The sequence below is a fragment of the Sulfurovum lithotrophicum genome, from assembly GCF_000987835.1.
GTDB lineage: Bacteria > Campylobacterota > Campylobacteria > Campylobacterales > Sulfurovaceae > Sulfurovum > Sulfurovum lithotrophicum.
In genome coordinates, this window is record NZ_CP011308.1 from 1,457,437 (window position 1) to 1,483,095 (window position 25,659).

At 45.7% G+C, this 25,659-nt stretch carries 26 protein-coding genes; 3 read left to right on the forward strand and 23 right to left on the reverse strand.

Annotated features, from left to right (window positions below; genetic code table 11):
• Positions 1-45: 45 nt before the first annotated feature.
• The 8 genes from YH65_RS07175 to YH65_RS07210 all read right to left on the reverse strand — a co-directional run bounded on the left by YH65_RS07175 (position 46) and on the right by YH65_RS07210 (position 6,142).
• Entirely contained in the window at positions 46-699 is a 654-nt protein-coding gene (locus YH65_RS07175; RefSeq protein ID WP_046551278.1) for a hypothetical protein, read from the reverse strand.
• Positions 700-741: 42 nt separating this feature from the next.
• Entirely contained in the window at positions 742-1,071 is a 330-nt protein-coding gene (locus YH65_RS07180; RefSeq protein ID WP_046551279.1) for an SEL1-like repeat protein, read from the reverse strand.
• Position 1,072: 1 nt separating this feature from the next.
• On the reverse strand, positions 1,073-2,413 hold the full coding sequence (gene mnmE / locus YH65_RS07185) for a tRNA uridine-5-carboxymethylaminomethyl(34) synthesis GTPase MnmE (protein WP_046551280.1): 1,341 nt from the start codon (positions 2,411-2,413) through the stop codon (positions 1,073-1,075).
• Between the two features lie 95 nt (positions 2,414-2,508).
• Positions 2,509-3,381, reverse strand: a complete 873-nt coding sequence (locus YH65_RS07190; RefSeq protein ID WP_046551281.1) for a Jag N-terminal domain-containing protein — start codon at positions 3,379-3,381, stop codon at positions 2,509-2,511.
• The gene (gene yidC, locus YH65_RS07195; protein WP_046551282.1) at positions 3,381-5,000 is read right to left on the reverse strand and encodes a membrane protein insertase YidC; all 1,620 of its coding nucleotides are present in this window, start codon (positions 4,998-5,000) and stop codon (positions 3,381-3,383) included. Before yidC ends, YH65_RS07190 begins: the two co-directional genes overlap by 1 nt.
• 57 nt (positions 5,001-5,057) lie before the next feature.
• Entirely contained in the window at positions 5,058-5,402 is a 345-nt protein-coding gene (rnpA, locus tag YH65_RS07200; protein ID WP_342666067.1) for a ribonuclease P protein component, read from the reverse strand.
• Between the two features lie 21 nt (positions 5,403-5,423).
• A complete protein-coding gene (gene rpmH, locus YH65_RS07205) occupies positions 5,424-5,558 on the reverse strand; it encodes a 50S ribosomal protein L34 (RefSeq protein WP_012083326.1) in 135 nt (44 codons plus the stop codon).
• Between the two features lie 104 nt (positions 5,559-5,662).
• Positions 5,663-6,142 carry a hypothetical protein gene (locus YH65_RS07210; protein ID WP_046551284.1) on the reverse strand — a complete coding sequence of 160 codons (480 nt, stop codon included), beginning with the start codon at positions 6,140-6,142 and terminating at the stop codon, positions 5,663-5,665.
• A 61-nt stretch (positions 6,143-6,203) separates the two neighbouring features.
• On the opposite strand from YH65_RS07210, the gene nspC reads away from it, so the two are divergent.
• Positions 6,204-7,343 (forward strand): carboxynorspermidine decarboxylase, encoded by a 1,140-nt coding sequence (gene nspC / locus YH65_RS07215; RefSeq protein WP_046551285.1) that lies wholly within the window; start codon positions 6,204-6,206, stop codon positions 7,341-7,343.
• 2 nt (positions 7,344-7,345) lie between these two features.
• Here nspC and YH65_RS07220 read toward each other — a convergent pair whose 3' ends face one another.
• The 15 genes from YH65_RS07220 to YH65_RS07290 all read right to left on the reverse strand — a co-directional run bounded on the left by YH65_RS07220 (position 7,346) and on the right by YH65_RS07290 (position 23,386).
• Positions 7,346-10,957, reverse strand: a complete 3,612-nt coding sequence (locus tag YH65_RS07220; RefSeq protein WP_046551286.1) for a translocation/assembly module TamB domain-containing protein — start codon at positions 10,955-10,957, stop codon at positions 7,346-7,348.
• A complete protein-coding gene (locus tag YH65_RS07225) occupies positions 10,957-12,744 on the reverse strand; it encodes an autotransporter assembly complex protein TamA (RefSeq protein ID WP_046551287.1) in 1,788 nt (595 codons plus the stop codon). Before YH65_RS07225 ends, YH65_RS07220 begins: the two co-directional genes overlap by 1 nt.
• 46 nt (positions 12,745-12,790) lie before the next feature.
• Entirely contained in the window at positions 12,791-13,678 is an 888-nt protein-coding gene (locus YH65_RS07230; RefSeq protein WP_046552086.1) for an NAD(P)H-dependent glycerol-3-phosphate dehydrogenase, read from the reverse strand.
• Positions 13,678-14,382: a potassium channel family protein gene (locus YH65_RS07235; protein WP_046551288.1), complete on the reverse strand. Its 705-nt coding sequence runs from the start codon at positions 14,380-14,382 to the stop codon at positions 13,678-13,680. Before YH65_RS07235 ends, YH65_RS07230 begins: the two co-directional genes overlap by 1 nt.
• Positions 14,382-15,917, reverse strand: coding sequence for an NAD-binding protein (locus YH65_RS07240; RefSeq protein ID WP_046551289.1), 1,536 nt, complete (start codon positions 15,915-15,917; stop codon positions 14,382-14,384). The genes YH65_RS07235 and YH65_RS07240 overlap by 1 nt, the downstream gene beginning before the upstream one ends.
• A gap of 28 nt (positions 15,918-15,945) precedes the next feature.
• Entirely contained in the window at positions 15,946-17,379 is a 1,434-nt protein-coding gene (gene gatB, locus YH65_RS07245; RefSeq protein WP_046551290.1) for an Asp-tRNA(Asn)/Glu-tRNA(Gln) amidotransferase subunit GatB, read from the reverse strand.
• Between the two features lie 60 nt (positions 17,380-17,439).
• Positions 17,440-17,724 (reverse strand): hypothetical protein, encoded by a 285-nt coding sequence (locus YH65_RS07250; protein ID WP_046551291.1) that lies wholly within the window; start codon positions 17,722-17,724, stop codon positions 17,440-17,442.
• A 9-nt stretch (positions 17,725-17,733) separates the two neighbouring features.
• The gene (locus tag YH65_RS07255; protein ID WP_046551292.1) at positions 17,734-18,459 is read right to left on the reverse strand and encodes a F0F1 ATP synthase subunit A; all 726 of its coding nucleotides are present in this window, start codon (positions 18,457-18,459) and stop codon (positions 17,734-17,736) included.
• An 80-nt stretch (positions 18,460-18,539) separates the two neighbouring features.
• On the reverse strand, positions 18,540-19,298 hold the full coding sequence (locus YH65_RS07260) for a TIGR02757 family protein (RefSeq protein ID WP_046551293.1): 759 nt from the start codon (positions 19,296-19,298) through the stop codon (positions 18,540-18,542).
• An 18-nt stretch (positions 19,299-19,316) separates the two neighbouring features.
• Entirely contained in the window at positions 19,317-20,039 is a 723-nt protein-coding gene (lptB, locus tag YH65_RS07265; RefSeq protein ID WP_046551294.1) for an LPS export ABC transporter ATP-binding protein, read from the reverse strand.
• Positions 20,040-20,447 carry a tRNA (adenosine(37)-N6)-threonylcarbamoyltransferase complex ATPase subunit type 1 TsaE gene (tsaE, locus tag YH65_RS07270; RefSeq protein WP_046551295.1) on the reverse strand — a complete coding sequence of 136 codons (408 nt, stop codon included), beginning with the start codon at positions 20,445-20,447 and terminating at the stop codon, positions 20,040-20,042.
• Positions 20,448-20,552: 105 nt separating this feature from the next.
• Positions 20,553-21,530, reverse strand: a complete 978-nt coding sequence (gene trpD, locus YH65_RS07275) for an anthranilate phosphoribosyltransferase (protein ID WP_046551296.1) — start codon at positions 21,528-21,530, stop codon at positions 20,553-20,555.
• A gap of 115 nt (positions 21,531-21,645) precedes the next feature.
• Positions 21,646-21,894, reverse strand: a complete 249-nt coding sequence (locus YH65_RS07280; protein ID WP_046551297.1) for an RNA-binding S4 domain-containing protein — start codon at positions 21,892-21,894, stop codon at positions 21,646-21,648.
• A 3-nt stretch (positions 21,895-21,897) separates the two neighbouring features.
• Positions 21,898-22,140, reverse strand: a complete 243-nt coding sequence (locus tag YH65_RS07285) for a hypothetical protein (RefSeq protein ID WP_046551298.1) — start codon at positions 22,138-22,140, stop codon at positions 21,898-21,900.
• A gap of 52 nt (positions 22,141-22,192) precedes the next feature.
• A complete protein-coding gene (locus YH65_RS07290; protein WP_046551299.1) occupies positions 22,193-23,386 on the reverse strand; it encodes a tetrahydrodipicolinate N-succinyltransferase N-terminal domain-containing protein in 1,194 nt (397 codons plus the stop codon).
• 77 nt (positions 23,387-23,463) lie between these two features.
• Here YH65_RS07290 and YH65_RS11485 point away from each other — a divergent pair, with 77 nt between their 5' ends.
• A complete protein-coding gene (locus YH65_RS11485) occupies positions 23,464-23,622 on the forward strand; it encodes a hypothetical protein (protein WP_154806483.1) in 159 nt (52 codons plus the stop codon).
• Positions 23,623-23,763: 141 nt separating this feature from the next.
• On the forward strand, positions 23,764-25,626 hold the full coding sequence (locus YH65_RS07295) for a TonB-dependent receptor plug domain-containing protein (protein ID WP_046551300.1): 1,863 nt from the start codon (positions 23,764-23,766) through the stop codon (positions 25,624-25,626).
• Positions 25,627-25,659: the final 33 nt, after the last annotated feature.

The window sequence follows — 25,659 nt, forward strand, 5'->3', positions numbered from 1 at the left end:
GTGCGTAGTCACACACCGTGAATCAATACGCATCCCCAAATTTCATCAATCCACCGGTCTTGCAAGATCCGCTTCGAGGACCTGGTTGCCACGTATGGAAATCTTTTTGGCTATGCGGATACTCTGTGGTGTATCATACCCGCATTCCGTTCCGCATTTGACCGTCCCGATAAGATAGTAGCTGCCCGTCGGTACACCGTAGAAGGCAAAGTGACCGTCATTGTCAGCTGCCGTAAAGCGCAGATAGTTGAAGAGTCTTGAATCGGCTTTCTCCATCTTCTGTCCGCCGAGATAGCTCTCTGTGTACCACTGGTCCGAATAGCTTGTCGCCGGATTGAGGTAGAGTCTCGTGCCTCCTCCGGGAATTTTATTGCCTGAATAGTCCGTGACGTAGATCGTACCTTTGACCGTACCTTTTCCGATGCGCGCGAGACGGTTGTACTCACCTGAAGGGAAAGGAATACGCCTCACGACCGACGCTGTACTCTCTTCCGTGATCCTCGTTTCTGATTCAGTCATGTTCTCGTCCAGATCGTCGATATAGACATCATCGATACTGGTATCGTCCGCCCAGGTATTGCCGCTTTGTGAAGGTGTCTTGCCCGAACCCATTCCCGGGAAAGCCAGGTTGTTGACACATCCCGAAAAGATGAATGCCATGGCCATAAGAAATGAAAATAATATATGTTTTTTCGTCATAAAAGAGCTTCCTTGTTTATAAATAAGTGCCATTATACACTATTAACACTTTTTCTTTTGATGGTTTTGCAGGAACTTCTCCAGATGGCCTTTGGCTTTCTCGTCGCCCTTCAGCGCCGCGCTGTGGTACCAGAATGCTGCCCTGTCACAGTTCTTCTTCACAAAGTTCCCCTTCTGATAACGCTGTGCAAGGTCATGCTGCGCCTCCCTTTCGCCCTCTCTGGCAAAGCGGTGCAGGTTTTTGACCTTTCGCTTTTCTCCGCGGTAGTGATGCACGGTATTGCGAATGAGCCACAGGGTAAAAAAGACCAGAAAGACGATCAGGTAGAGTTCAATGTTCTCGATATTCATGACCTTCTCAATAAACTGCATACTATTTCCCCAGACAGAATTCACCGAACATCTTGTCCAGTATCTCTTCACTGTCATAAGGCTTCGAGATGGAAGAGATGGCCTTCACCGCCTCCTGAAGGTGATAGGAGAAAAATTCGAGTTCACCCTTTATCAGGGGCTCTTTTGCTTCGGTAATGGCATTTTTCGCCCTGTTCACCGCTTCGATCTGACGCGCAGAGATCAGCATAAGCTCCTCCCCTTCACCAATACTGTCAAGCAGCGCTTCCATCCGTGTCGTCAGCTTCACAAAGCCTTTTTTCGCACTGACCTCTATGGGGTCGAAACGGTCAAGCATCTCTTTATCAAGTTTCATCTCCAGGTCGGACTTGTTGATGGCAACGATCACATGCTTGTCATGCAGCGCATCGATGATCGAAATTATTTTCTCATCCTCACTGTCGAGCTCCCTTGAAGCATCGAAAAGTGCGATGATCACATCGGCATCTTCCACCGAGGACAGGGAACGTTCTATGCCGATCTTCTCGATAGTGTCTTCCGACTCGCGTATGCCCGCCGTATCGACCAGTCTGATAATATGCGAACCGATGCGTACCTGCTCTTCGATAGTATCTCTGGTCGTACCGGCGATATCGCTTACGATCGCACGCTCATAGGAGAGCAGGGCATTGAGCAGGGAACTTTTACCTACATTGGGCTTGCCGATGATCGCTACCTTGAATCCTTCTATCAGGCCCCGTCTTCTATGGCTGGTATCCACGATCTTCGTGATCTGTTCATTCAGATTGTCCAATTGCGTGACGATACTTTGCATAATGTCTTCAGGGATATCTTCTTCGGCATAATCGATCATTACTTCGGAGTATGCCAGAGACCTCAGCAGGGCATCCCTGCTCTCATCGACAAAGTATTTCAGCTCGCCCTTCATCTGCCTGGCAAGAATTTTCGCGGCATCCACACTTTTGGCTTCGATCAGCTTGGAGATCGCTTCCGCTTCTGTGAGGTCTATCTTCCCGTTGAGAAAGGCCCGTTTGGAGAATTCTCCGGGTTCCGCCAGTCTCACACCGTAAGAGAGCACCGTATCGAGTATCTCCTGTGCAACGATCATACCCCCGTGGCACTGGAACTCAACGATCTCTTCACCCGTAAAGGAGAAAGGGGCTTTGAAGTAGATCATGATCGCCTGGTCTATCAAATCATTTTGGCCGTTATAGAGGGAAGTCAAATGGGCATATCGGGGTTTTATCTCTTCGAGATGCGAGATCTTTTTTGCAACTTCCAGAGCGGAATCACCGCTGACACGAATGATAGAAATGGAAGAGACGCCATGCGCTGTGGCTATGGCGGCTATCGTATTATGCATCTTTTTCTCCAAAGTGACTAGTCACTTGAGCCCACTGCTGAAGTGAACTCAGCGTTAGCGTAGCATATGGGGCTTTGCACTATATGCGTACTGTTTTATGATTGCTTGTTATTGAAATCATTGATGACAACAAATTTGTTGCCCGCCTTCCCGGTTTTTATCGCGACATATTTGTTCGGAAAGACTTCGCGAAGCTGTTCAAGCGCGATCTGTACCAGAATACCGTCCAGGGTACGGGTTTTACCTCTCCCCTTCTTCTCTACGGTCTCGATGACCGGTTTGATGTAGTTTCGGATCATCTCCTGCTGTGAAGTGAGGAATTCTGCGATCTCGAGTTTGATGAAGAGTTCATACTTTGTATGCAGCCAGTTGAAAAGCATGTAGGAGAGCGCATTGTAGCGGTAGCCCTCTTTTCCGATAAGCAGTGCCGCATCGTCACCGTCTATGAAGATCAATGCCGTATTGTCAACCACATCCACCTCCACTACATCAATGGCGAAACAGGTATGCGAAAGGAGCTCTTTGAGTTCATCCTCTATCACTCTTGCCAATTCATCATAGACCACGCTCTCCTCTTCGACGCTCTCAGTCTCTTCCTCTTTGTTTTCTACGTTGAAAAAGCTGTCAAGTACGGCATCCTTCTCCACGCCTCGGTGAACGATTCCGCTCTCTTCTTTTACGGCAGAAATCACTTCGGAGGCAAGGCTCTCTTCTACCGTTTCAAAGGATTCAACTGTTTCAGTTTCTGTTATATTGGTTTCTTCAGCCTCGGCAGGAGTATCTTCCTCTGTAAGTGTAGAAGGTTGTTTGCAGGTCGCTACGATAATGGCATTTTTCTTTAGTAAACCCAGGATCCCTTTGGAAGGGTATTGCACCACTTCATACCGAAGATCGGCAATAGAACAGGAGAGTTGTGTTGCAGCTTTCTCGTACGCCTCTTCAAGCGTAGGTGCTTCAACTTTTTTCATCAGCTCTCCTTTTCCTTCTTGTGATGTGCAGCAATAGCCGCTTCTTTATGTCTGGCATATGCTTTGTTGATCACATACTGCTGACCGATGGTAAAGATGTTGTTCACGACCCAGTAAAGTACCAGTCCCGAAGGGAAAGGCATGATAATGAACATACCCGCCATCAGTACAGGGAACCACTTAAATATCTTTTCCTGCAATGGATCGGTAAAGTTGTTCGGTGTGATCCTCTGCTGGAACCACATCGTGACACCCATCAGTACAGGAAGGATATAGTACGGATCCGCACCGGCAAGGTTGCTGATCCAGCCAGAGATCCATGTGGCACCCTGAAGTTCATCCGCATTGAGAAGTACACGGTACAATGCAAAAAATACCGGGATCTGCAAAATCATAGGCAGACATCCACCCATAGGATTGGCCCCGTTCTTCTTGTAAAGTTCCATCATCTGGGCATTGAGCTTTGCCGGATCTCCTTTGTATTTTGCTTTAAGGTCCTTCATTTTAGGCGCAAGGTCTTTAAGCTTCTGCATGGACATCATACCTTTATAGGAGAGCGGGAACAGTGTCAGTTTGACCAACAATGTAAAGAGAATGATCGCCCAGCCCCAGTTGCCTATGAGGCCGTGGATCCATAAAAGTACCTTGAAGAAAGGCCTGGAGAGGAAAGTGAACCATCCGAACTCAATCGTATTCGTCAACTCCGGATTGATATTCTTCAGGATGTTGTACTCTTTTGGCCCGATATATCCGCCAAGATGCAGGTTCTGCCCGCCTTCGACAAATATCAGGGGATCATCATTGCCCACTTTGAGAATGGAGACATTCATACCCTTCTTAAAATCGTAGAACATTGTTGCAACATACCGGTCAAAAGCGGAAGCGATCTTTGCATTTTTAAATGTTTCTGTACCTTTGGCATCGCCGTCAGGAATAGTGGTAATGACACCATCCGCTCCTTCGACCAAAGCACCTCTAACCAGCATATATCTGGAACTGTCCGCCATCGGTCTGTGGCCCGGTGTGATGAAATACGGTGCAGGCGAAGAGGTCGTCACATCAATATCGTACGATCCGTCCGGTTTGACAGTGATCTTTTTGGTCACTGTCAGTGTTGAGAGTTTTTGTGTCAATATCAGTATCTGTGCATTACTGCTTACATCTACCGATGCCGATCCGTCAAGGGTATAGGGTGTTTTGAACGCTTCATCATTGATTTTCGCATCGGAAAAACGTACTTCAAGAGGTTTGACCTCGTTCGTACCAAGGATCTGAAGGTTGTGGCCTTCTGCGTCTTTGTATTTTGCTTCAAGCAGTTCATACTGGGCAATACGTCCAAACTCATCAATGGTGATCTTGAAAGTATTGGAAGTCACTGTTGCAAGTGCTTTCCCGGTACTGGCACTCTTCGGAGCATTTTGTGCTTTGTCCATGTTAACAGGTGTGCTTTTTGGCGTGCTCTGAGTCGTCACTGCCTTGGGTGTTTGTGTATTACTGATATTCTGTTCTGTTTGAGCCACTTGCTTTTGCGGAGGAAAAAGATAACTGTATCCTACAAATACAAAAAATGAGAGGGCAAGTGCGAGAAGAAGTCGTTTATTCAGATCTTGTTGTTCCAAAATTCTACCTTTAGTGATATATCGGTGATAGTATAGTCTTAACTCTGTTAAATTGTGCTAAGGTTTTTGTAATGCTGTACACTTTTTAAGGGCGTGAAGATAGGCTTTTCGACTCTCTGAAAAACTTTTGCTTAGAAGGGCAGGTTTTGCAACCAATACATATGATCCAGGCTTGAGCTGATCGATATTTTCTATGAAATGTGCTCTTAGCAAACGCTTTGCTCTGTTTCGGTGAACTGCATTTCCGATTTTTTTACTGGCAACAAATCCAACTTTGTACTCTTCTGATCTTTTGTAGAAGAGTACGAAATAAGGTGAGTGCCATGTTTTTGTGGAGTGCTTGTACACTCCGTTAAACTCTTTACTGCTCTTTATCCGCGTAAAATGTTTAATCTTGCTAATGGTCTTATACCGGCAGCCGTATTATACTGACAGTCTTTTTCTGCCTTTGGCTCTTCTTGCAGAGATCACTTTTCTACCGTTCTTTGTCTTCATTCTTGTTCTGAAACCGTGTGTTCTTTTTCTTGGTGTGTTATGTGGTTGGTATGTTCTTTTCATTCCGATTATCCTTATCTGTTTTGGCTACATACTAGTAGGCCATTATTTGGACGCGATTTTACCTTAAAATTGCTTAAGGAAAGCTCTTTAGGGGAGGTATATCATCAATTCAATGCTTTAAAGACAATCTCTCCATGTTTGTTTGCCTTTTTAGCCTTCAGGAATAGTTCCATAAGCCGGTAAATGATATATTTTATTTTGTGGGACGTGGTGCGCACTTCAAGTTCCGTACAGTAGACATCTTTCCCTCCCCCTGTAACAGCATTGCGCACCACTCTTTGTGCAAAATGGTATCCACCGTCTATTTTTGTATCCTGGCAGATAAGTGCGTAAAGCGGCTCGCATGCATCGATCTCAAACAGCATGTCGGTCTCCCTTTTCTCTTTTTCAAGTAGGGCTTTGAGATCGATATTCTGGGCGGAAACAAGCATTGTAACAAAATTCCTCTCCTCTTTTCGTTCCATAAGAAAGAACATGATATCGATCGTATGACTGAGTTGTTCAAGCATCGTGGCCATCATTGATATATCATGCGCAGTAAATCTGGTATTGCCTCTTTTCTGTTCGTTCTCTCTTACTTTCATATATATAAAACCTTTTCACATTCATCATTTTTTATTTTAACTAAAAAAGTTATAATTTTCTATGAAAAGTACAAAAATAGACCATCTTCCCTCTCCCTGCTGGCTGCTTGAGGAGGAGAAACTGATAGAAAACCTTGAACTGCTGCAAGAGATCAAAGAAAAAAGCGGTGCTAAAATACTGCTTGCCCTGAAAGGCTATGCCCTCTGGAAAAGTTTCCCGCTTATCCGGCAATATCTTGACGGATGCTGTGCAAGCGGCCTGCACGAAGCCAGACTTGCACGGGAAGAGTTCAACAGAGAGGTACATACCTATTCCCCTGCATTCAAAGAGGAGGAGATCGGCGAGATTGCCTCTCTCTCCCAGCATCTCGTTTTCAACTCCCCCGCCCAGTTCAGGAGGTTTGCCGCACAGGCAAAAGAGGCCAACCCCTCTCTCTCACTTGGCCTGCGTATCAATCCTGAATATTCGGAATCTCCCAAAGAGATCTACAATCCCTGCGGCCTACATTCCAGACTGGGAACCACCATCCAAAACTTTGATGAGTCCATCCTTGAGACTTGCGAGGGCTTACACTTCCATGCCCTCTGCGAACAGGACAGCTCTTCGCTTGAAAAAGTCCTTGAACATTTTGACATGAAATTCGGAACTTACCTTTCGAAAATGAAATGGATCAACTTTGGCGGCGGCCACCACATTACCAGAAAAGGGTACGATGTTGAGAAGCTCGTCACCCTGATACGTGATTTCAAAGCGCGTTACGATGTAGAGGTCTATCTGGAACCGGGAGAGGCTGTGGGCTGGGAGACAGGGCCTCTCATCGCTACGGTACTCGACATCATTCACAACGGCATTGACATTGCCATTCTGGACACATCGGCAGAAGCACATATGCCCGACACCATCATCATGCCCTACCGCGCAGAGGTACGCGGTGCAGGTGAAGCAGGGGACAAAGCCCATACCTACCGTCTTGCCGGCAATACCTGTCTTGCCGGTGACATTATGGGAGACTACAGTTTTGATGAACCTTTAAAGGTAGGCGATAGAATATTCTTTGAAGACCAGATGCACTACACCATGGTCAAAGCGACTACCTTCAACGGTGTCAAATTGCCGGCCATCGCCATACAAAGACTTGATGGCACCATAGAAGTAGTAAGAGAATTCAGCTATGAGGATTTCAAAAAAAGGCTCTCATAAGCCTACTTCTTTTTATCTCCTCCGACGAACTTAATAATATCATCCTCACTCATATCTCTTTTATAGACGATATCGTAGGATTGTGAAATTTCATCGAACTTGAGAACACTTTCTGTACGTGGTGAGTGCCTGTATTTCAAAATAACTTTGGAAACCTCATCATTTTCATAGATCACGGTGATCTTGTCTGTCAGCTTTTTGCCGATCGCCATACTGCCGTCCGCTCCAATGGCAAGATAGTCTATCTTGACTCCGGCATTGGCAAGTGCCGATTTTGCCATGGCACCGCCCATCATTTTCATCATGTCTTCACTGCTGTTGCTGCCTGCTCCCTCCTCAGAATCAAAAAGGATCACAGAGAGTATCTGCTCTCGTGTCAAACTCGGTTTGGATGAGAAGTTGATCACCGGTACTGCAGGCGTTCCCGACACATTGATGGTAATCAGATAATTCTCCGCCTGGTACTCCACTTCAATATCCAAAAGCGGTTTGTTGGGATCACCGGTCAAATAGATATCTCCTTTTTTGACGACAAAACGTTTTCCCTGAAAGTCGTAGCTCCCTCCTTTGACCAGTTTGACTTCTCCAAGGACCATGGGGTCCGAATGGATCGATTTAAGGACTTTTATATCAAGATTGGCCTTCATATCTATATCACCCTGCTTATAAACCAGAGGTTTTTCCGAGTTAATAATCATATCGACGCTAAGATTGTCCATAAAGGGGCTTGGTTCCTCTTTTTTCATATCCTGTACGATGAGTATGTCACTGTCACTCGGAAAACTCTTGGCACCAAGGTCATAGTGTACATTCCCTCCGAGCAAGGTGACCTTTCCGTTCACATCGGTAGCTGCACCGTTGAATTTGGTCTTGATGTTGATCCTGCTGTCAAGGTCTACCATCTCGTGAGCGAGGTGAAAGGTCGGTGCGTCCGCAAGGATCTCACCCTTCATTGTTTTGGTATCGAGTTGCCCTGTCACTTTCAGCTGATCGTTCAGCCACAGTTGCGCAATAGTGAGCGTACCTTCTTTCATCTCCACGACGGAAGGCTTGGTCGCAAAGAATTTCATTTTGCTGTAGGTTATCTTATAATTGCTCAGTTCTACGGTATCGCCCTTTTTAGCAAGTACCACCTGGACATCATCTATTATCTGGTCGGTCTTTCGGTCTACATGATAGATGATTTGAGGAGAGGTGATCTTCAGTGCTGCTTCCCGCTTTTTATTGATCACGAGTGAAAGGTCCAGTTTTCCGTCCACTTTTGGAAGGTCTTTTACCGTATAGAACTCCTTGACCGTTCCCAGCAGCGTACTGAAAGAGCCGATATCGCTCTTAATGACGATATCCTCTCCTACTTTACCTTTCAGGGTGGTTGTCAATCCGGCAAGGCGTATCTTTCCGTTTACCGTACCGTCGGCAGGCTTCATATCCATCGTTGCAGATATCTTGCTGGATTTGAGTGAAGCAATGATGTTTTTTTTACCCATTTTCGCATTGGCTGTCAAAGGAAAAATGGCATTCCAGTGAATGTTCTTGTCGAAATTCTTTAGCAGTGAATCATCGGGTATCTTTGTAACCGCTTTGAGTGTCACAGCGTCACCGTACACAATATCGGCATCTACATTTGCCACATTGGAGCTGATTTTCGCTTTTCCATTGATCGGAGTGAGTTTGGCAAAATTGAGCGGAACATCGATAACGGCATTGACCTTCGTACCATTGAGTTCGGCAGGCAAAGCCACCATTTTCCCTACTTCTACGGCTTCTTTGGTCTCCAGATGGAATTCACCCTGTTTTTTCAGGTCTTTGGCGACAAAATAACCTTTAAGTCCCTGGGCATCGATATCGGTTTTGATACTTTTAAGATCGCCGCTGTACGTCACATGAAGATTGTTCACGGGTTTGACCAGCTTCGCATCAAGGCCGATGATCTCTCCTGCTTTGATCTCACCGGAATAGGAGATATTCTTATCCATTTCAAAATGGTTCGTCAACATGATATCTTTGGCATAAGGTGTTGTTACCATGATCTTTGTATCTGCATTGAGTTTTTTCTCTTTCACTCCAAAGGTTACATGACTTTTGAGTAAATCGACATTGATGTTGAATTCTGTAGCATTTGATTCATTACTGTCACTACTCTTTGGCATAAGTAAAAGGTTTTTTGCCTGTGAACTTATGTCCGCAACTACTTTTTCTTTGCTTGCATTAATATCAATGGTAACATTGCCTATCGCTTTTTTACGTATTGGGAGATCATACATCTTATATAATCTGTTGCGCGGGGTCAAGATGATCTCAGCCTCAAACTTATTGTTTTTGATGTGGCCGTGCTCACTGATATTGCTCAGGTTTGTCGTACCGTTCAGATCGATCATACCCTTCTCGACCATACGCTTCTCCACATCAACTTTCAGATCTTTGGCATCCATGGCAAATGCCAGAATATGAACGGGATCGAAAGTGGCAGGCAGGATATCCGTATGTAATGATTCAAGTACAATTTTTTTCGGGATCAGATTGTTTTTCTTTTGCTGAGTGCTTGTATTGTTCTCTTCGTTTGTTTCTGTCTGGGCAATTTCTTCAGCAGGTTCAGCTGTGGTATTCGTTTCATTGCTGTCCGGAGCGAACATGGCTTTCAGTGCCATGGTATCTACTTTGATGACATTCACCTTCTTCAAGGTAAGTACATCTTTCTTCAGAAAGCCTGCTATGTCGGCCTGACCCAGATCACTCTTGAGCTCAAGCGCGTAATTTCCGACAGAGATGGCATTTTGTTCATTATCGAGGATCCTGACGATATCCGCTTTGAGATCATCGATGTTCACTTTGAGTTTATCTATGCTGGCAGCAAGATAGCTTCTCGGCTTCAGTGAAGCGGAAAAATGCTCTATGACCGCTTCTTTGGGGATGAGAGGGTTCATCGGTTCGCTCTTCTTCTCTGCAACTGTTTTGGCCTCTGCTTCTTCTGTGGTGTTGCCCTCTTTCGGCATGAACATCGCCTGCAGTGTTTCACTGTCTATTTCATCGATACGCAACTCTTTGACCGTCACTGTTCCATCTTCCAGAGCTGCCTGCAGTTTCAGCTGTGTGATATTGGTATCGACCTGCGCAGAAAGATCTCCTACTTCCACTTCATCGCTTGCATAGGAAATATCTTTAGCATTCAAAAGCGTTTTTTCAAACAATATCCCCTGTTCTTTAAAAGGATCGACACTGACATGGACCTTGCCAACAGTCACCACAACAGGAAAAGGTTTGGAGGAACTGCTGTTGTCCTCTTGGCCCGGAGGCAAAGAGGCAATGAGCGCTTTTACAGTATCTATATTGAGATTCTCCATACCGATCTCATTGATCGCAATACGTCCGTAAAGGATTTTGGAGGGATTCCATGAAAAACGGATCTGCCTGCTGATGTTCCTGCCGGCATATTTCAGTCCGTCTATCTTGACACCGGTAAAAATATTTCCTTTAATGTCACTGTAACTGATATTATAGTCAGGCGCAAACACATCTGCCACTTTTTTGATGACGAACGAAGAGTTTGCAGCGACCACGATGATCACGATGAGTGAGACAAAAAAGATCAAGATACCATAAAAAAACTTCTTCATTAGAATGACTGCCCTATCTGGAACTGGATACCGTAAATGGAAGTATCATTTACATTGAAACCCACATCGAGTTTCAGCGGCCCGACCGGTGTCATGTACCGTACACCTACACCTGCAGAGCTTATAATGTCACCGTTAAAATCCATACTCTCTTTGGCCAGCATGGTATTGTCACTGAAAACCGCACCGTAAAGGTCTCCCCATATAGGGTAATCCGCTTCTATACTCAGGTTAACCCATGTCTGGGCACCATCCACGAGATCGGTGGTCGGAGAGGTGATCGCACCGATCTCTCTGAAGCCGTAGGCACGGTTGGAGTACATACCCCCGGCAAAGAATTTCTTCGATTCCGGAATCCCGTGATTGTTGCTTTCATTCCCGATCTCGATGACACCCACTTTTCCAACTGTTGCCAAAGTAAGATCGGCAACTGTATAAATTCCCCTGAGTTCCAAAAGATATTTCTGATAGGCACTGGTTTCGCTATTGGTAGGAATACCCCATTCTCCATACCCTCTGATGTAATATCCGTATTTTGGGTTGAGTTTGGAATCCCTGCCGTCATACGTCACATCCAGGTAGGGGTAGGTCAATAAAAAAGTATTATACGCTCCGGGAGGCAGTTCAGGTTGACCGTCATCACGTTTTGAAATATCTATAGATTCAAAAGTAAGACCCAGTTTGATATCAAAACGTTCCGTTGCATGATTCAGGTATGTTGTAAAAAAAAGTTTCTTTTCCCGGAATCCGTCATATCCGAGATTCGAATACCCGCCTTTTGTCCCAAGGTCAAGCCAGAAACCAAAAGGTTCCCAGACCACCGGCTTGAAAAAACTCAATACCGCAAGCTGTTCGAGCTGCGACCAGGCAAGGTCTAGCTGAAGCTTCTGGGCGTTTCCCATAAAGTTATGCTTGAGAACCTGTCCATGCATACGCATACCTACATAACTGTCATACCCCGCACCCACTTCAAAATGGTATGGCTGATCCATTTCCGATACCGTGATATCTACCGGGACGACATTGTAGAATTTCCTGTCTATATTGACCAGAACGGAATCAAAAGAGTTCAGGCCATACAGGGCATCATAGGTATCTTTCACTTTTTCCAGATCGAACCGTTGTCCTTTTCTGGCTCTGACACGTGATTTGATAATATTCTCATCAATGGTTTCATTGCCCTGAACGGTTACATTTCCAAACGTACAGATATCACCCTTTTTAAGTACAAATGTCATATCGACAGTATGTTTATTCAGGTCAACATAAGCCTTGGTATCCAGGTAGTAACTGCAGTATCCCTGCTTGAGCATCTCTTCCGAGATCCTTCCCTTGACAGCAATGAACTCCTTTGCCTTGAAGATATCTCCCTTATGAAAGGTGATCATATCGTCAATCTTGTAGTCACTGCTGATATTGATATCGTTGACAAGGACCGGCTTGTTCTCTTTAACGCTGACTTTCACCGTTGTTTTGGTCTGTTTGATCTTGAATTCGGCATCATAGTAGCCTTCGGCATCAAAGTAATTGCGCAGTGTTGCCCCAAGCGTGGGAAGAAGTTTATCCTTAATGCGCGCCGTGTCATCTTTCCAGAATTGGTAGAAACTTTTATGGTCGGCACTGACAGCGTCAAGGAGGTCTGACTCATCAAAAACCTCTTCTCCGCCAAACTTGATGATATGCGTGGAAAGCCCGACCTCTTTACTCTCATTGTTGTCACTGAAAAAACCCGCAGAGGCAAAACTGTTCAAGAGCAGTAATAATAAAAATGAGTGCTTGAAATACATCGGTCTTTCCCTTTAAAGGGATATTCTATCGTAAAAAAATTAAGACCTATCCCAAAAGGTCATGTACGCTTTCATGCGGATCTTTACCCTCTTCGATCATAGCGTAGACCTCCTCTGCAATGGGAAGATAAATGCCTTTCTCCTGCGCGATACGGTGAAGCGCTTTGGCCGTAGGAACCCCCTCTGCCACTTCGCCGAGTTCTTTCAGAATGGTATCCATATCTTTCCCCTCTGCCAGACCCAGTCCGACCCTGTAATTTCGAGAAAGTCTGGAACTAGCAGTCAGGAAAAGGTCACCGGCACCTCCCAGAGAAAGAAAAGTCTCCGTTCTGGCACCAAAGCTCTTTCCAAAACGCGCCATTTCCACAAGACCGCGGGAGATCAGTGCCGCTCTGGCGTTGTTTCCCAACCCCAATCCGTCACAGACGCCACTGGCAATGGCTATGACATTCTTGTAGGCTCCGGAGACTTCCGCACCCACCACATCGTCATCCACATAGCCTTTGATATAGGAAGGCAGATGATCCGCAAAAGTCTGCGCCAGTGAAAGGTTGGTCGAAGAGATCATCAGAGCCGTGGGGAGTGACTTCTGTACTTCCGCGGCAAAAGAGGGACCCGAAATGTATGCCAGACGCTCCGGCGGTAAGAACTGTGTAAAGATGTCATTGAGAAATGCACCGGTGGATGTCTCTATGCCTTTGGCTGCAACCAGTATTTTCTGGCCTTTGTCCACAAAATTCTCTTCCATCCAGTGACGTACGAACTGTGCAGGAATGGCCATGACCAGATACTCCCTCTCCAACGCCTCACCCAAAGAAACAAAATGCTCGATATTCCTTGGGGTACGCGAATGGATCACCACCTCATTGTTCTCACTGTAGGCATGGTACAGTGCCTGTCCCCATTTTCCCGCACCGATTATCGCCATTTTCATCATAATTCTTTCTCCTTTTTCAGCACCGCTTCAAATTCATCCAATTTATCTTTGGGGCCTATGCAGACCAGGGTATCTCCCGCATCAACCCTGTGATTGATCCCCGCCGTGATAAAGACGAAGGTATGCCCCAGCTCTTCGTCGATCATACCGATCAGCAAAATCCCGTAAGGGGCCAGATCGAGATCATCCGTCATAACATCTTCAAGAAATGACCTTTCAGGGACAGGAATTTCACGGAAAACCACCCCGTCTCTTTCCATAACGATCCCTTCAAGGATCTTGGTCGCTACAGGACGCCTGAGGATATTGTATATCTTGTTGGCACTCACTTCATAGAGATCGATCACTTTATCGGCACCTGCCATCTTCAGTTTTTTGGTCGTATGCATGGAGTCTGAAATCGAAAGGATATAACACTCCTTGAAAAGCGAACGCAGAGAGAGAGTGAGGAAGACATTGAGATGTTCATCTTCCATCACGCAGACCAGCTGATCAAAATGTTGCGGATTAAGTGCCTGAAGTATACTGTCGCTGGTCACATCTGCATACTCGACATCGATATAGCCGTCTTCCCTCGCCTGCTCATAATAGTCCGGGTTCGATTCCACGATCTTGATCTTGAATCCGTCTTCATGCAGTCCGCTGGCAATGAACCTGCCGTGACTCCCATAACCAAAGAGCAGAATAGACTGTGATACCATCAGTGGATCCCCCCATGCATTTCTTTATAGTACCGTATACTGATCTGCTGTCCCATCAGCAAAAGGATATCGTAGCTCTCTATCCGTTCTGCCGGCAACGGATTGAAAAGGAATTCACCGTTGCGTTCTATACCGATCAGCAGGAGCTTGTATGCTTTAAAGTCAAGCTCACCAACAATACGGCCTACCATGGAGTGATTCTCATGCACATGGATTTCATCGATACGCGCAACACTCTTTCCCGTCAAAATAGCATGGATCGCCTTGTACATCGTCGGTTGGGTAATTGCCGTACGGATCATCGTATTGGCTACCTGGTTAGGCATGAGAAGATGGTCAGCACCGGCATATCTGAATTTGGTGACGATATTCATATCGTTCACTCTGGCGATCACCCTGATCTTGCGGGAAATACTCTTGGCATTGAGCGTAATATAGATATTCTCCACATCGCTTCCCGTCAGACACAATATAGTGATATTGGAGTGCTCCACATTGAATTTTTTCAGGGTCTCGAAACGGCTGGCATCTTCAACGATCGCCCGGTAACCGTCCTTGTGCGCCTGCTCCACCCGTTTTGGATCATTGTCGAGAATAATATAGTTGTCGATCTTCTCATTTTTCTGCCTGAAGAACATTTTCGTCATCTGCCCATAGCCACAGATAATGAGAAAAGATCTGCTTTTATTGATCTGCTCGACAATACGGTTCTCTTTGAGTTCATTCAATCTTTCCGAAAAGGCTGAAACAATGACAGAGGTAGCAAAAGAGATCATCGCAATACCGCTGACAATGACCAGCATAGAGATGCTGCGTCCAAGATCGGTCACAGGAGAAATATCGCCATATCCCACAGTCGAAATAGTGATCAGCGCCCAATAGAGTGAATCAAAAAGGGAGTTGATATTTGGGTTGATATGTTCTTCAAGGACATAAATGGCGATTCCGGCCGTCATCACAATAAAAACAAGCAAAAAGAGCAGCGTTAAAAGTTCAAAGCGCTTGTTGACAAGTACATCGACGAACTGATGGATGCTTTTGGTATAGCGCAGAAGCTTCAGGACCCGGAAAAGTACGAAGATACGCAGTACCCTCAGTGGTCTGTAGGCAGGAAAGATCGCCAAAAGGTCAATGATCGCCGCCGGAGTGACCATATAGTGGAACTTCTCTTTCAGTCCTGCTTTCACCACCGGCCAAAGTTCAAATTTTGCATGCAGGAACTGTGCATTGTGGTACTCTTCAGCGATATGCTTTGAAAAATCATTGTGTATCCACAGACGAAGCAGATACTCTACCAGAAAGACAAAAGAGACAAAATAGATATCGTAATTATCCAGCCATTCCGGCACAGGATGCTTCACTTCATAAATGAGGATAAAAACAGAGGTAACGATCAGGAATATGATAAAAATATCGAAAACCCTCTTATAGGGGTTTTCGGAATTGGTAAGAACGTCACATACCTTTTCTTTGCTTTCGCGGTACCGCTTTGATTGGTTCAGGAAGAGCGCCCATGACAAGATCAACTGCTTCATAAGCTCCCCTCTCTTTTTTCTATACTAACTAAGAACTCAGACGCTGCTTCAGCAACGCGTTCACTTTGCCCGGATTGGCGGAGCCTTTGCTTGCTTTCATTGTCTGCCCGACAAAGAAGCCCAGGAGTTGCTCTTTGCCGCCTTTGTACTGCTCTACCTTATCCTGGTTATTGGCAAGGATCTCATCGATGATCGCCAGAATGGCACCGTCATCACTGATCTGTGCAAGCCCAAGCTCATCGATGATCGCATCGATGTCACGGCTTTCATTCTCCATCATATAGTCAAGCACCTCTTTGGCACCTTTCCCTGATACCGTATCGTCTGCAATCTTGGCCACAAGCCCGCCCAGGGTTGCAGCACTTACAGGGGAATTTTCTATCTCCAGTCCTGCTTTGTTCAGTCGGCCCAACAGTTCGGAGGTCAGCCATGTCACTGCTGTTTTGGCCACTGCACCCTGCGCGATCATCTCTTCGAAGTAGTACGCCAACTCTTTTTTGGAGGTAATGACCAGCGCATCATCATGTTTGATACCAAGTTCATCCACATAGCGTTTCACTTTGGCATCAGGCAGTTCCGGCATGACTTTCGCCTCCTCGATCATCTCCTCCGTTACGACCAGCGGCCGAAGGTCAGGGTCCGGAAAATAGCGGTAGTCCGCCGCCTCTTCTTTTCCGCGCATCGAACGGGTCTCACCTTTGGTCACATCAAACAGTCTGGTCTCCTGTACGACCTCCTCTGCATAAACACCGTCTTCATACGCTTCTATCTGTCTCTGCACCTCATAGGCGATCGCCTGTGCCACGAAACGGAAAGAGTTGATATTCTTGATCTCCACTCTCGTACCGAACGCCTCCTGACCTTTGGGACGAATAGAGACGTTCACGTCACAGCGGAAAGAGCCTTCCTGCATATTTGCATCACTGATATCGAGATAACGGACGGTAGAGTGCAGTTTTTTCAGATAGTCCACCGCTTCATCCGAAGAGCGCATATCGGGTTCGGAGACGATCTCCATCAATGGCGTACCCGCACGATTCAGATCTACTTTGGAATAGTTACCCTCATGTATATTCTTTCCCGCATCCGCTTCAAGGTGTGCCTGTGTGATACCGATACGCTTCTGCGTTCCATCCTTGAGATCGATATAGAGTTCACCGTTCTGTACAATCGCTTTACTCAGCTGCGTGATCTGATATGCTGACGGACTGTCCGGATAGAAATAGGATTTTCTGTCAAAGATGGAAATATGGTTCACGTCTGCATTGACCGCATAGCCGAAACGCATCGCTTTGATGGCAGCTTCCTTGTTTACAACCGGAAGTGCTCCGGGCAGTGCCAGACAGGTAGGACAGGTATTTTTGTTCTGATGCTCGGCAAAAGAGGTAGGGCAGGCGCAGAAAAGTTTCGTTTTTGTGTTGAGTTGAACGTGGACTTCAAGACCGATCACGGTTTCAAACATAGCGGTATTCCTTACTGAAATAATAAGGCAGATTATAGCGTTTTGGTCATTTGAGAGAGTTTAGGATACGTAGTGAATTGCATCCTCTTTTTTTGATATCTCTTCAAGAAGTTTGGTCTGCTTCCTAAGTTCTGCCAGCTTCTCTTTGCCGGTGATAATATGTTCCAGTACCAGGATGGCGGCCAGACCGGGAAGGGCACCGATCAATGCTGAGACAATGGCAAAAAAGATGCTAGTCTGATAAAAAGAATAAAAGGAGGAAACGGCACCGATGAGCACAAAGGCCCATGCGACACCCAGGAGAAAATTGATTACAAAACCAAGTGTTTTGTCAGTCAGTCTCATATAGATCGCTTACACTGCACCCATGGTATCTATGGCCGGATTAGGCGCTTTTTCATGTTCTTCGTCGATTGCCACGGCACCTGCAAGGTATACGTAGATAAGGATCATGAAAACGAATGTCTGCAAGAGTGCCGAGAAAGTAAGCAGCAGATAGGCAGGCAGCGGTGCAATGAAAGGAACGAGCATCAAAAGTACCCATAGGAAAAGGTCATCACCTTTGATGTTACCGAAAAGTCTGAATGAAAGTGAAATGATCCTTGAAATGTGGGATACGATCTCAATTGGGAACATCAATGGAGCAAGCAGTTTTACCGGTCCGGCAAAGTGTGCGAAATAATGTACCACACCATGCTTTCTGATACCTTCATAATTATAGTAGAAGAAGACCATAAGTGCCAGCGGAAGCGTTACATTGATGTTGGAGGTCGGAGACTCGAAACCGGGAATGATACCGATCACGTTCGAAACAAAAATAAACAGTCCGACAGCAGCGACAAGCGGAAGATACTTTCTTGCAAGTTCTTCACCGATCACATCTTTACCCATAGCAATCACACCGCCAAGGTAAGCTTCCATAACGTTCTGCGCTCCGTTTGGAACCGCTCTGAAACTCTTTGTAGCCATTTTTGCAACCATCATTACGATCACAGCTACCAAAATCAAGTGTGCGATCAATACTGCCGAGTGGCTGTCCTCGCCTAAAATACCGCCAAGGTAAGTAAATACACCTTCCATAAAACATCCTCTTGTAATAATTTGCATGTATTATACAAAAAAGGAGTTAAACAGCCGGTTAAAAAAGTAAGAATTTTAACTTATAGTTCTACCAACTTTTCCTGACCCAGCCGGTAAAGCGCAAAATCATATTTGACAGGATCTGCGGGGTCCCATTTTCGGAAACGTTCTGTCAGCTCTATGGCAGCTTTCATATCATAACTTTTTCGCTTGAGCAAGCCCAGTTTGCCTGACATTTTGAAGGTATGGGTATCCAAAGGCATCAGAAGGTCCTTCTTGTCTATTTTACTCCATAAGCCCATATCAAGATCGTCTTTTCTGACCATCCAGCGCAGATACATCATATAGCGTTTGTAGGTACCTGCACCATCCACACACTTTGGCATATTTCCCGTCAGGAAGCCATACCCATATGAGCTGTGAGGATAACTCTTTTTCAGTACTGCTATGAAATGCCACAGTCCATCGAGTATATTCTCCTCTTTACGGTACCCCTGATAAAAGATGTTTTCAATAGAGTCATACTCCTTTAAACGCTTAAGCGCAATGAATATTGCGATCACGTCCTCGGGTTTCTGAAAGCGGTAGTAGTATTTGGAGAGTGATCTGCGTATCTCTTTTTCAGAAGCCTTCAGCAGAGAAAAATCAAGACTTTCCAGAAACTTCACAATCTGCCCGGCATTGCCGTACCCGAACAGTGCACAGATCAGCGCAACGGATTCTTCTTTGTATTTTGAAGCGACAAGCAGGGGGTCAGGTTTGTCATAGGAGAGTTCGAAAAGATCATTTCGCTTTGCCGCTTCTGCGTCGAGAAGTACTTTGACTTCGGAAAGGTTCATTACGTACCCATCATGGCATCAAAACGTAAAATGTTCACCAAGGTAATGCTTTCGTACATTTTCGTCATTGGTGATCTCTTCGCTTGTTCCCGCAGCCAGCATTTCACCGTTTCGCATGACATAGGCCCTGTCACATATCCCCAGGGTTTCACGTACATTGTGGTCGGTAATAAGTATGCCCATATCGAGTTCAACAAGCTGACGGATGATGTTCTGTATGTCAAGCACCGCTATGGGGTCGACTCCTGCAAAAGGTTCATCAAGGAGCAGGAATTTCGGCTCGCCCACCAGTGCCCTGGCGATCTCCACCCTTCTTCTCTCCCCTCCGCTCAGACGGATACCGATACGTGAACGGATGGGTTCAATATTGAATATCTCCAAAAGTTTCTCTATACGCGGCTGTACCGTCTCTTTGGGAAGTTCAAGTGCTTCTGCGGCAATCAGAAGATTCTCTTCGACCGTCAAGTCCTTGAAGATGCTCGACTCTTGCGGAAGATAGCCTATGCCCATCTGTGCACGTTTGCTCAAAGGCAACCGGGTAAGCTCTTCGCCATCGAGAAAAACCTCTCCCTCCGTTGCACCGGTCAATCCGCAGACCATATAGAAAGAAGTGGTCTTACCTGCACCGTTGGGCCCCAGAAGCCCGACGATCTCCTTACTTTTGACAGACAGAGAGATATCGTGAACGATCCTGGTCTTCCTAATGGTTTTGGCAAGATGTTTGGCTTCAAGTGTGTGCATTCAGTACTCTATTGTATATTTTCGTTTCTCTTCATAAGGTTCTATCCCGATCATGGCCACATTATACCCTACACCCTCTAAAAAGGTTTTAAGCGCATCACTGCCCCACTCCACCATATGCCAGCCCGGCTTCTCGAACTCTTCAAAGAGTCCCATCTGCATGAACTCCTCATGGTCCAGACGGTAGAGGTCGTAATGGCACAGCCCTTCCCCGTAACAGTGCTGCAGGGAAAAGGTCGGTGAAGTCACTTCGCCCTCCACACCTCTTGCCTTGGCGATGGCCTGTGTCAATGTGGTTTTTCCCGCGGCCAGGTCACCGCGGAGAAAAACAACAGCGTTCTCGGGCAGGACCTCATCGAGATATTCAACAACTTTATTTAATTCCTGCTCTGATGCGATGATTTCCATAAATACCTCGTAGGGTGTGCAACTGCACACCGTTGATTGTGTTCGGCCTTTCGGCGTAAATTTTATTTTATTCCGATTTTATTACATGGTGTGCAATTGCACACCCTACGCTAATTTCCGTGACACCTCTGCCATGAAATTCAAATGTGTTGCGGCTTTGCCGCTGTCAAGACCCTCTTCTGCCATAGCGATGGCTTCTTCAATATCTCTAACATTTCCATCAACAAAAAGGGCAAAGGCTGCATTGAGCAGTACAATATCCCTTTTGGCTCCTCGTTCAGTACCGGAAAAAATGTCTCTGGTGATCTGGGCATTATGTACTGCATCTCCACCCAAAATGGCTTCTTTGGGCGCCAGTTTGAACCCTAAAGCTTCAGGACTGATCTCCCCTTCACTGATACGTCCGCTCTCCACGTAGGCAAAAGAGCTGTTCCCTGACAAGGAGAGTTCATCCATTCCATCATGGCTGCTCACAACATAGGCTCTTTGGGTATCGAGTGCAAGCAGTGCCTCGGCCATACGTTTGATATAGGCAGGGTCGAACACGCCCAAAAGATATTTTCTCGCTCCCGCAGGATTGGTAAGTGGGCCAAGAATATTGAAGATCGTCCTGTGGGGTATGGACTTTCGTATGGGCATGATGTGTTTCATCGCAGGGTGATGGTTCATCGCAAAAATAAAACAGAAACCGGTCTCTTCAAGCATCTTCACCTGTTCTTCCACCGAGAGGTTCAGGTTGATCCCCAGTGCTTCGAGTACATCGGCAGAACCGGAATTGGAGGTAATGCTCCTGTTGCCGTGCTTGGCGACCACAGATCCCAGGGACGCAAGCAGCAGGGAAACCGTGGTAGAAATGTTGAACGAACCACTCTGGTCTCCCCCGGTACCAACTACATCGATGGCTTTTTGGCGAAGTTCCTCGGAAAGAGGGACTTTGATGGAGTGTTCACGCATCACAGAAGCGGCAGCAGCGATATCTGAACCGCTCTCCCCTTTTTCATAGAGGTCTATGAGAAATTGACGTGCTTCAGTCTCATTCATCTCGTTGTTGAACAGTTTTTCAAATTCTTGTTTAATATCCATCTATTATCTCCGTAGGGTGTGCAATTGCACACCGTCAATTATTTGGTGTGCAATTGCACACCCTACAACTACGACCATTCCGGTTTCGAAGCTATAAAGGCAAAGCAGTTTGCCTTTATTCAACGCTTCTCACAAATTCCTCTTTCTGGGACTTGGGGATCGTCTTCGTCGCAGGTATCTGTAACACTTCATAGGACTTTGGGCCTTTGAGATACTCAATGGTCACTTTATCTCCCACCTTGAGATCTTTGGATGCCTTGGCTTTCATACCGTTGACGAATACCACGCCACTTTTAAGCATATCGGTCGCGATGGTCCGGCGTTTTACCACATTGACGGCACTGAGCCATTTATCTACACGCATTCGTCACCCCTGTTTGAACATTGCTTCAGCTGCTTTGGCCTCAGTAATGCCTTTTAGCGTCAAGCAGCCATCCACCAGATATTTATCGGCTTTGAGCTCTTTAAATATTTGTTTTGCCTCTTTCATACTGTACATCCCTGTATCAACCAGCATCACCATGACATCATTAAGCGTTTCATCAGGCTTCTTTTTCATAATACCAAGCAGTGTTACCTGCTTCAACAGTTCTTTGTCATCAGTATTCATTCTATTTCCTATCGCTTTTTCGTAACATGTAGCACGTAATTCTCAGCACTGTTTAATGCAAGTCTTCGTTGAGCTTCACTTCTCTCGTACTTCTTCTCGCGATGATCTCACCTGTCATGGAATTCTGTCTGAAGTGGATACCGTTGAGCCCCTGAAGTTCTTCGCCTTTGAAGGTCGTCTTGTTCTCAAGCTTTGCATCCGGGTTGGCCGCTTTGATCTTCTCAAGCTCTTCGGGAGCGATCTTGATCTTCGTACCTGCCAGAATAGTGATACCCGCATCTACGATACAGCCGTCTCCCAAAGGAAGGCCAGTCACAGAGTTCGCACCAAGCAGTGTGTTTTCTCCAATGCTGATGGGGTTGCCGTCCGTTCCGGAAAGTACACCGAGGATACTCGCACCCCCGCCGACATCCGAACCGGCACCCACGATCGCTGAGGAAGAGATACGTCCTTCGACCATAACCGGCCCGAGTGTACCTGCATTGAAATTGATATAGGACGCGCCCGGCATGACCGTTGTACCTGCCGCTAATTGCGCACCCATTCTGACTTTGGAAGCTTCAAGGATACGTGTGTTGTCATCAGGGATCACATGCTGGAGGAATCTTGGGAATTTGTCCACAGAGTCCACTGTCGGATACGTACCATTGAGCTTCATCTCTATCTCATTCTCTCTGAGGTAATCCAGTTCGTACGGTGTATTACCAACCCATGCCACGTTTGAGAGGATACCGAAGGCACCGTTCAGATTGATCTTTCTGAGTTCCGCTTTTCTCAAAGAGAGTGCATAGAGCTTCAGATAAACTGCTTCGACAGACTCAGGATTGACATCTTCAAAAAGAAATACAATACGGAAATTCTTACCGATATCTTCCATTTTGGCCAATGTTTTAATGACTTGAACATTTTTGTGTGAATCGCCTGTTGCTTCTGCCAGGTACGGAGCAAATGCCGCCATAGCATTGGCGACAAAATTGTCATTGATGGTCGCAACAAACTCACTGCCGCTGAAATCAACATCGCATTTCGCTTCCTGCAGCGCCTTGATAAAAACGGCAGCAGAACCGAAATTCTCTTTCCAGTTGATCAGGCCGAAGTTCGCCTGAAGTACTTTCTCCGCATTCTTCTGACCTCTGTCCACTCTTGCGATACCGAATGCCATAGACTCTCTGTACCCTTCCTGTGAAGTTACTTCCGCTACCAATGCCTTAAATGCATCTGTCGATGCTACTGTCTCAATTGCCATGAAATCTCCTAAAATATAATAAAAATAATTGAGTTGGATTATACTTTATTTTATTTAAAATAGTGTAAAATTCGCGCATGAAACACTTACGGGGCTATACCAGACGTTACTTTTCACTGGCGATCATCGCCATGTACTCGACCCTAAACAAACTCTGCAGGGTCGACAGTAATTTCCAGTACCATAGGTATGCCTTTAAAATAGAAGAGTACAAAACTTCTCCTCCTTCTCTGTAAATAATACAATTTCGCGTAGGGTGCGTAACCACGCACCACATCATACAATCTGTATACAATAATTATATGCCGAAAAGGCCAACAAAAAGGTACGTGTCTGCGTACCCTGCAATACTATATTACACCATAGGAAACATTATTATGAAATTCAAACAACTCAGCCTCATTACAGCGACACTGCTGCTTTCAAACACTGCTTTTGCCGAAGAGAGTTTAGGAGAGATCACTGTTACAACCGCAACACAGACAACACAAACACTTAATGATGTCACCTCCAATATTGATGTGATAACAGCTCAGGAAATTCAGGATAGAGGCTATACAACAGTTGCCCAGGCACTTAGTTCGGTAGCAGGTATCAGCTTTGTCAGCAATGGAGGAATCGGACACAGCACTTCTGTATTTCTCCGAGGTATGGACAGTAAACACATTCTTGTACTGATCGATGGTGTAAGATACAACGACCCCACCTCTCTCAGCGGTGCACCGTTTTCCGATCTGATGGTCGATGATATTGCACAGATCGAGATAGTCAAAGGGGCACAATCAGGTATCTGGGGGGCAGATGCCAGTGCCGGTGTTATCAATATTATCACAAAAAAAGCAAAAAAAGGTACCCATGCTTCAGCCCATATCGAAGGTGGAAGTTTCGGAACATGGAAGTATGGTGCAAGCGTTTCTACCGCAACTGATATTTACTATGCCAACATCAGCTACAATGTGGTTGATACTGACGGATTCACTACCGTAGCGCCCTATGGTACCGACATTGACCAGTATGAGGACGATGAATACAAAAATGAAACCATCAATATGAAGGCAGGGTATCATTTTAACGAAAATAACAGACTTTCACTTTCCTATAGTCAGATCAAAGGTGACGGTGATGCCGATCCTTACGACAGTACAACCTATTCTTTTGATCCGAATGGACAATACAGGTTTGAAAGTACCTATAAATTCACCAAAGCGAATTTCAACCATAAAGACAGCTATGAGACACTGAATCTCTATGCACAGCGTTCTGACTTCAGCCGGACATATCCGGATGCACTGTTTGGTAAGCATTTTGACGGATCAGTCGATGAGTTTGGTATCAATTCCAAGATCGACTATCGAAGCAAAGACTTCCTGCTTGTCGGTGTAGATAAAAAAGACTACAGTTATGAAAACGACATTGATAAAAATTATGATTCCACAGGAATATTTGCTACCAATGCCAATACGTTTGAAGGAATACTCGGAGGTACAACCATCTTGACTGAATCACTGCGTTACGATAACTACAGTGACTTTGACAGTAAAGCTACAGGAAAAATCGGTATCAAGCATGTTCATAGTCACATCGAGGGGCTGGTCACTTCCTTTAACTATGGAACGGCCTACAACGTACCGACCATGTATCAGCTTTTCGACCCATTCAGCGGTAATACCAACCTCAACCCCGAAACAACCGACAGTTACGATGTGACTCTTGCCTACAAAGATTTAAAGATCACCTACTTCAACAACAAAATCAAAGACATGATTGATTATGTCAGTAATTATGATGCAAACGGAAACTGGATCGGCGGTGGCTATGACAATGTTTCAGGCACTTCAAAAATAGATGGGCTTGAGTTAGCTTACCAGAAAGAAGTATATGAGGGGGTTCTGCTGAACAGCAACTATACCCATCTTTTCAAAGCCGAAAACAATGACGGCAAAACACTGGCAAGACGCGCAAAGGATACCTTCAATCTTGGTGTTGATTACTACGGTATCGACAAACTGCATATCGGTGCGGATGCACAGTACATCGGTGAACGCTACGATAGAGCCGGGGAACAAGGCGAACAAACCGGAAAATACACCGTGTTTAACATGACAGCTGACTACCAGGTCACCGATGCACTACAGGTTTATGGTAAAATCGAGAATATCGGTGATAAATACTACCAGACGGTCTATGGTTACGCAACAAGCCCACGAGCCTTCTTTATCGGTGTAAGAGGAAACATCTAAGTCACATATACCATGACACACACTGGCCAAAAG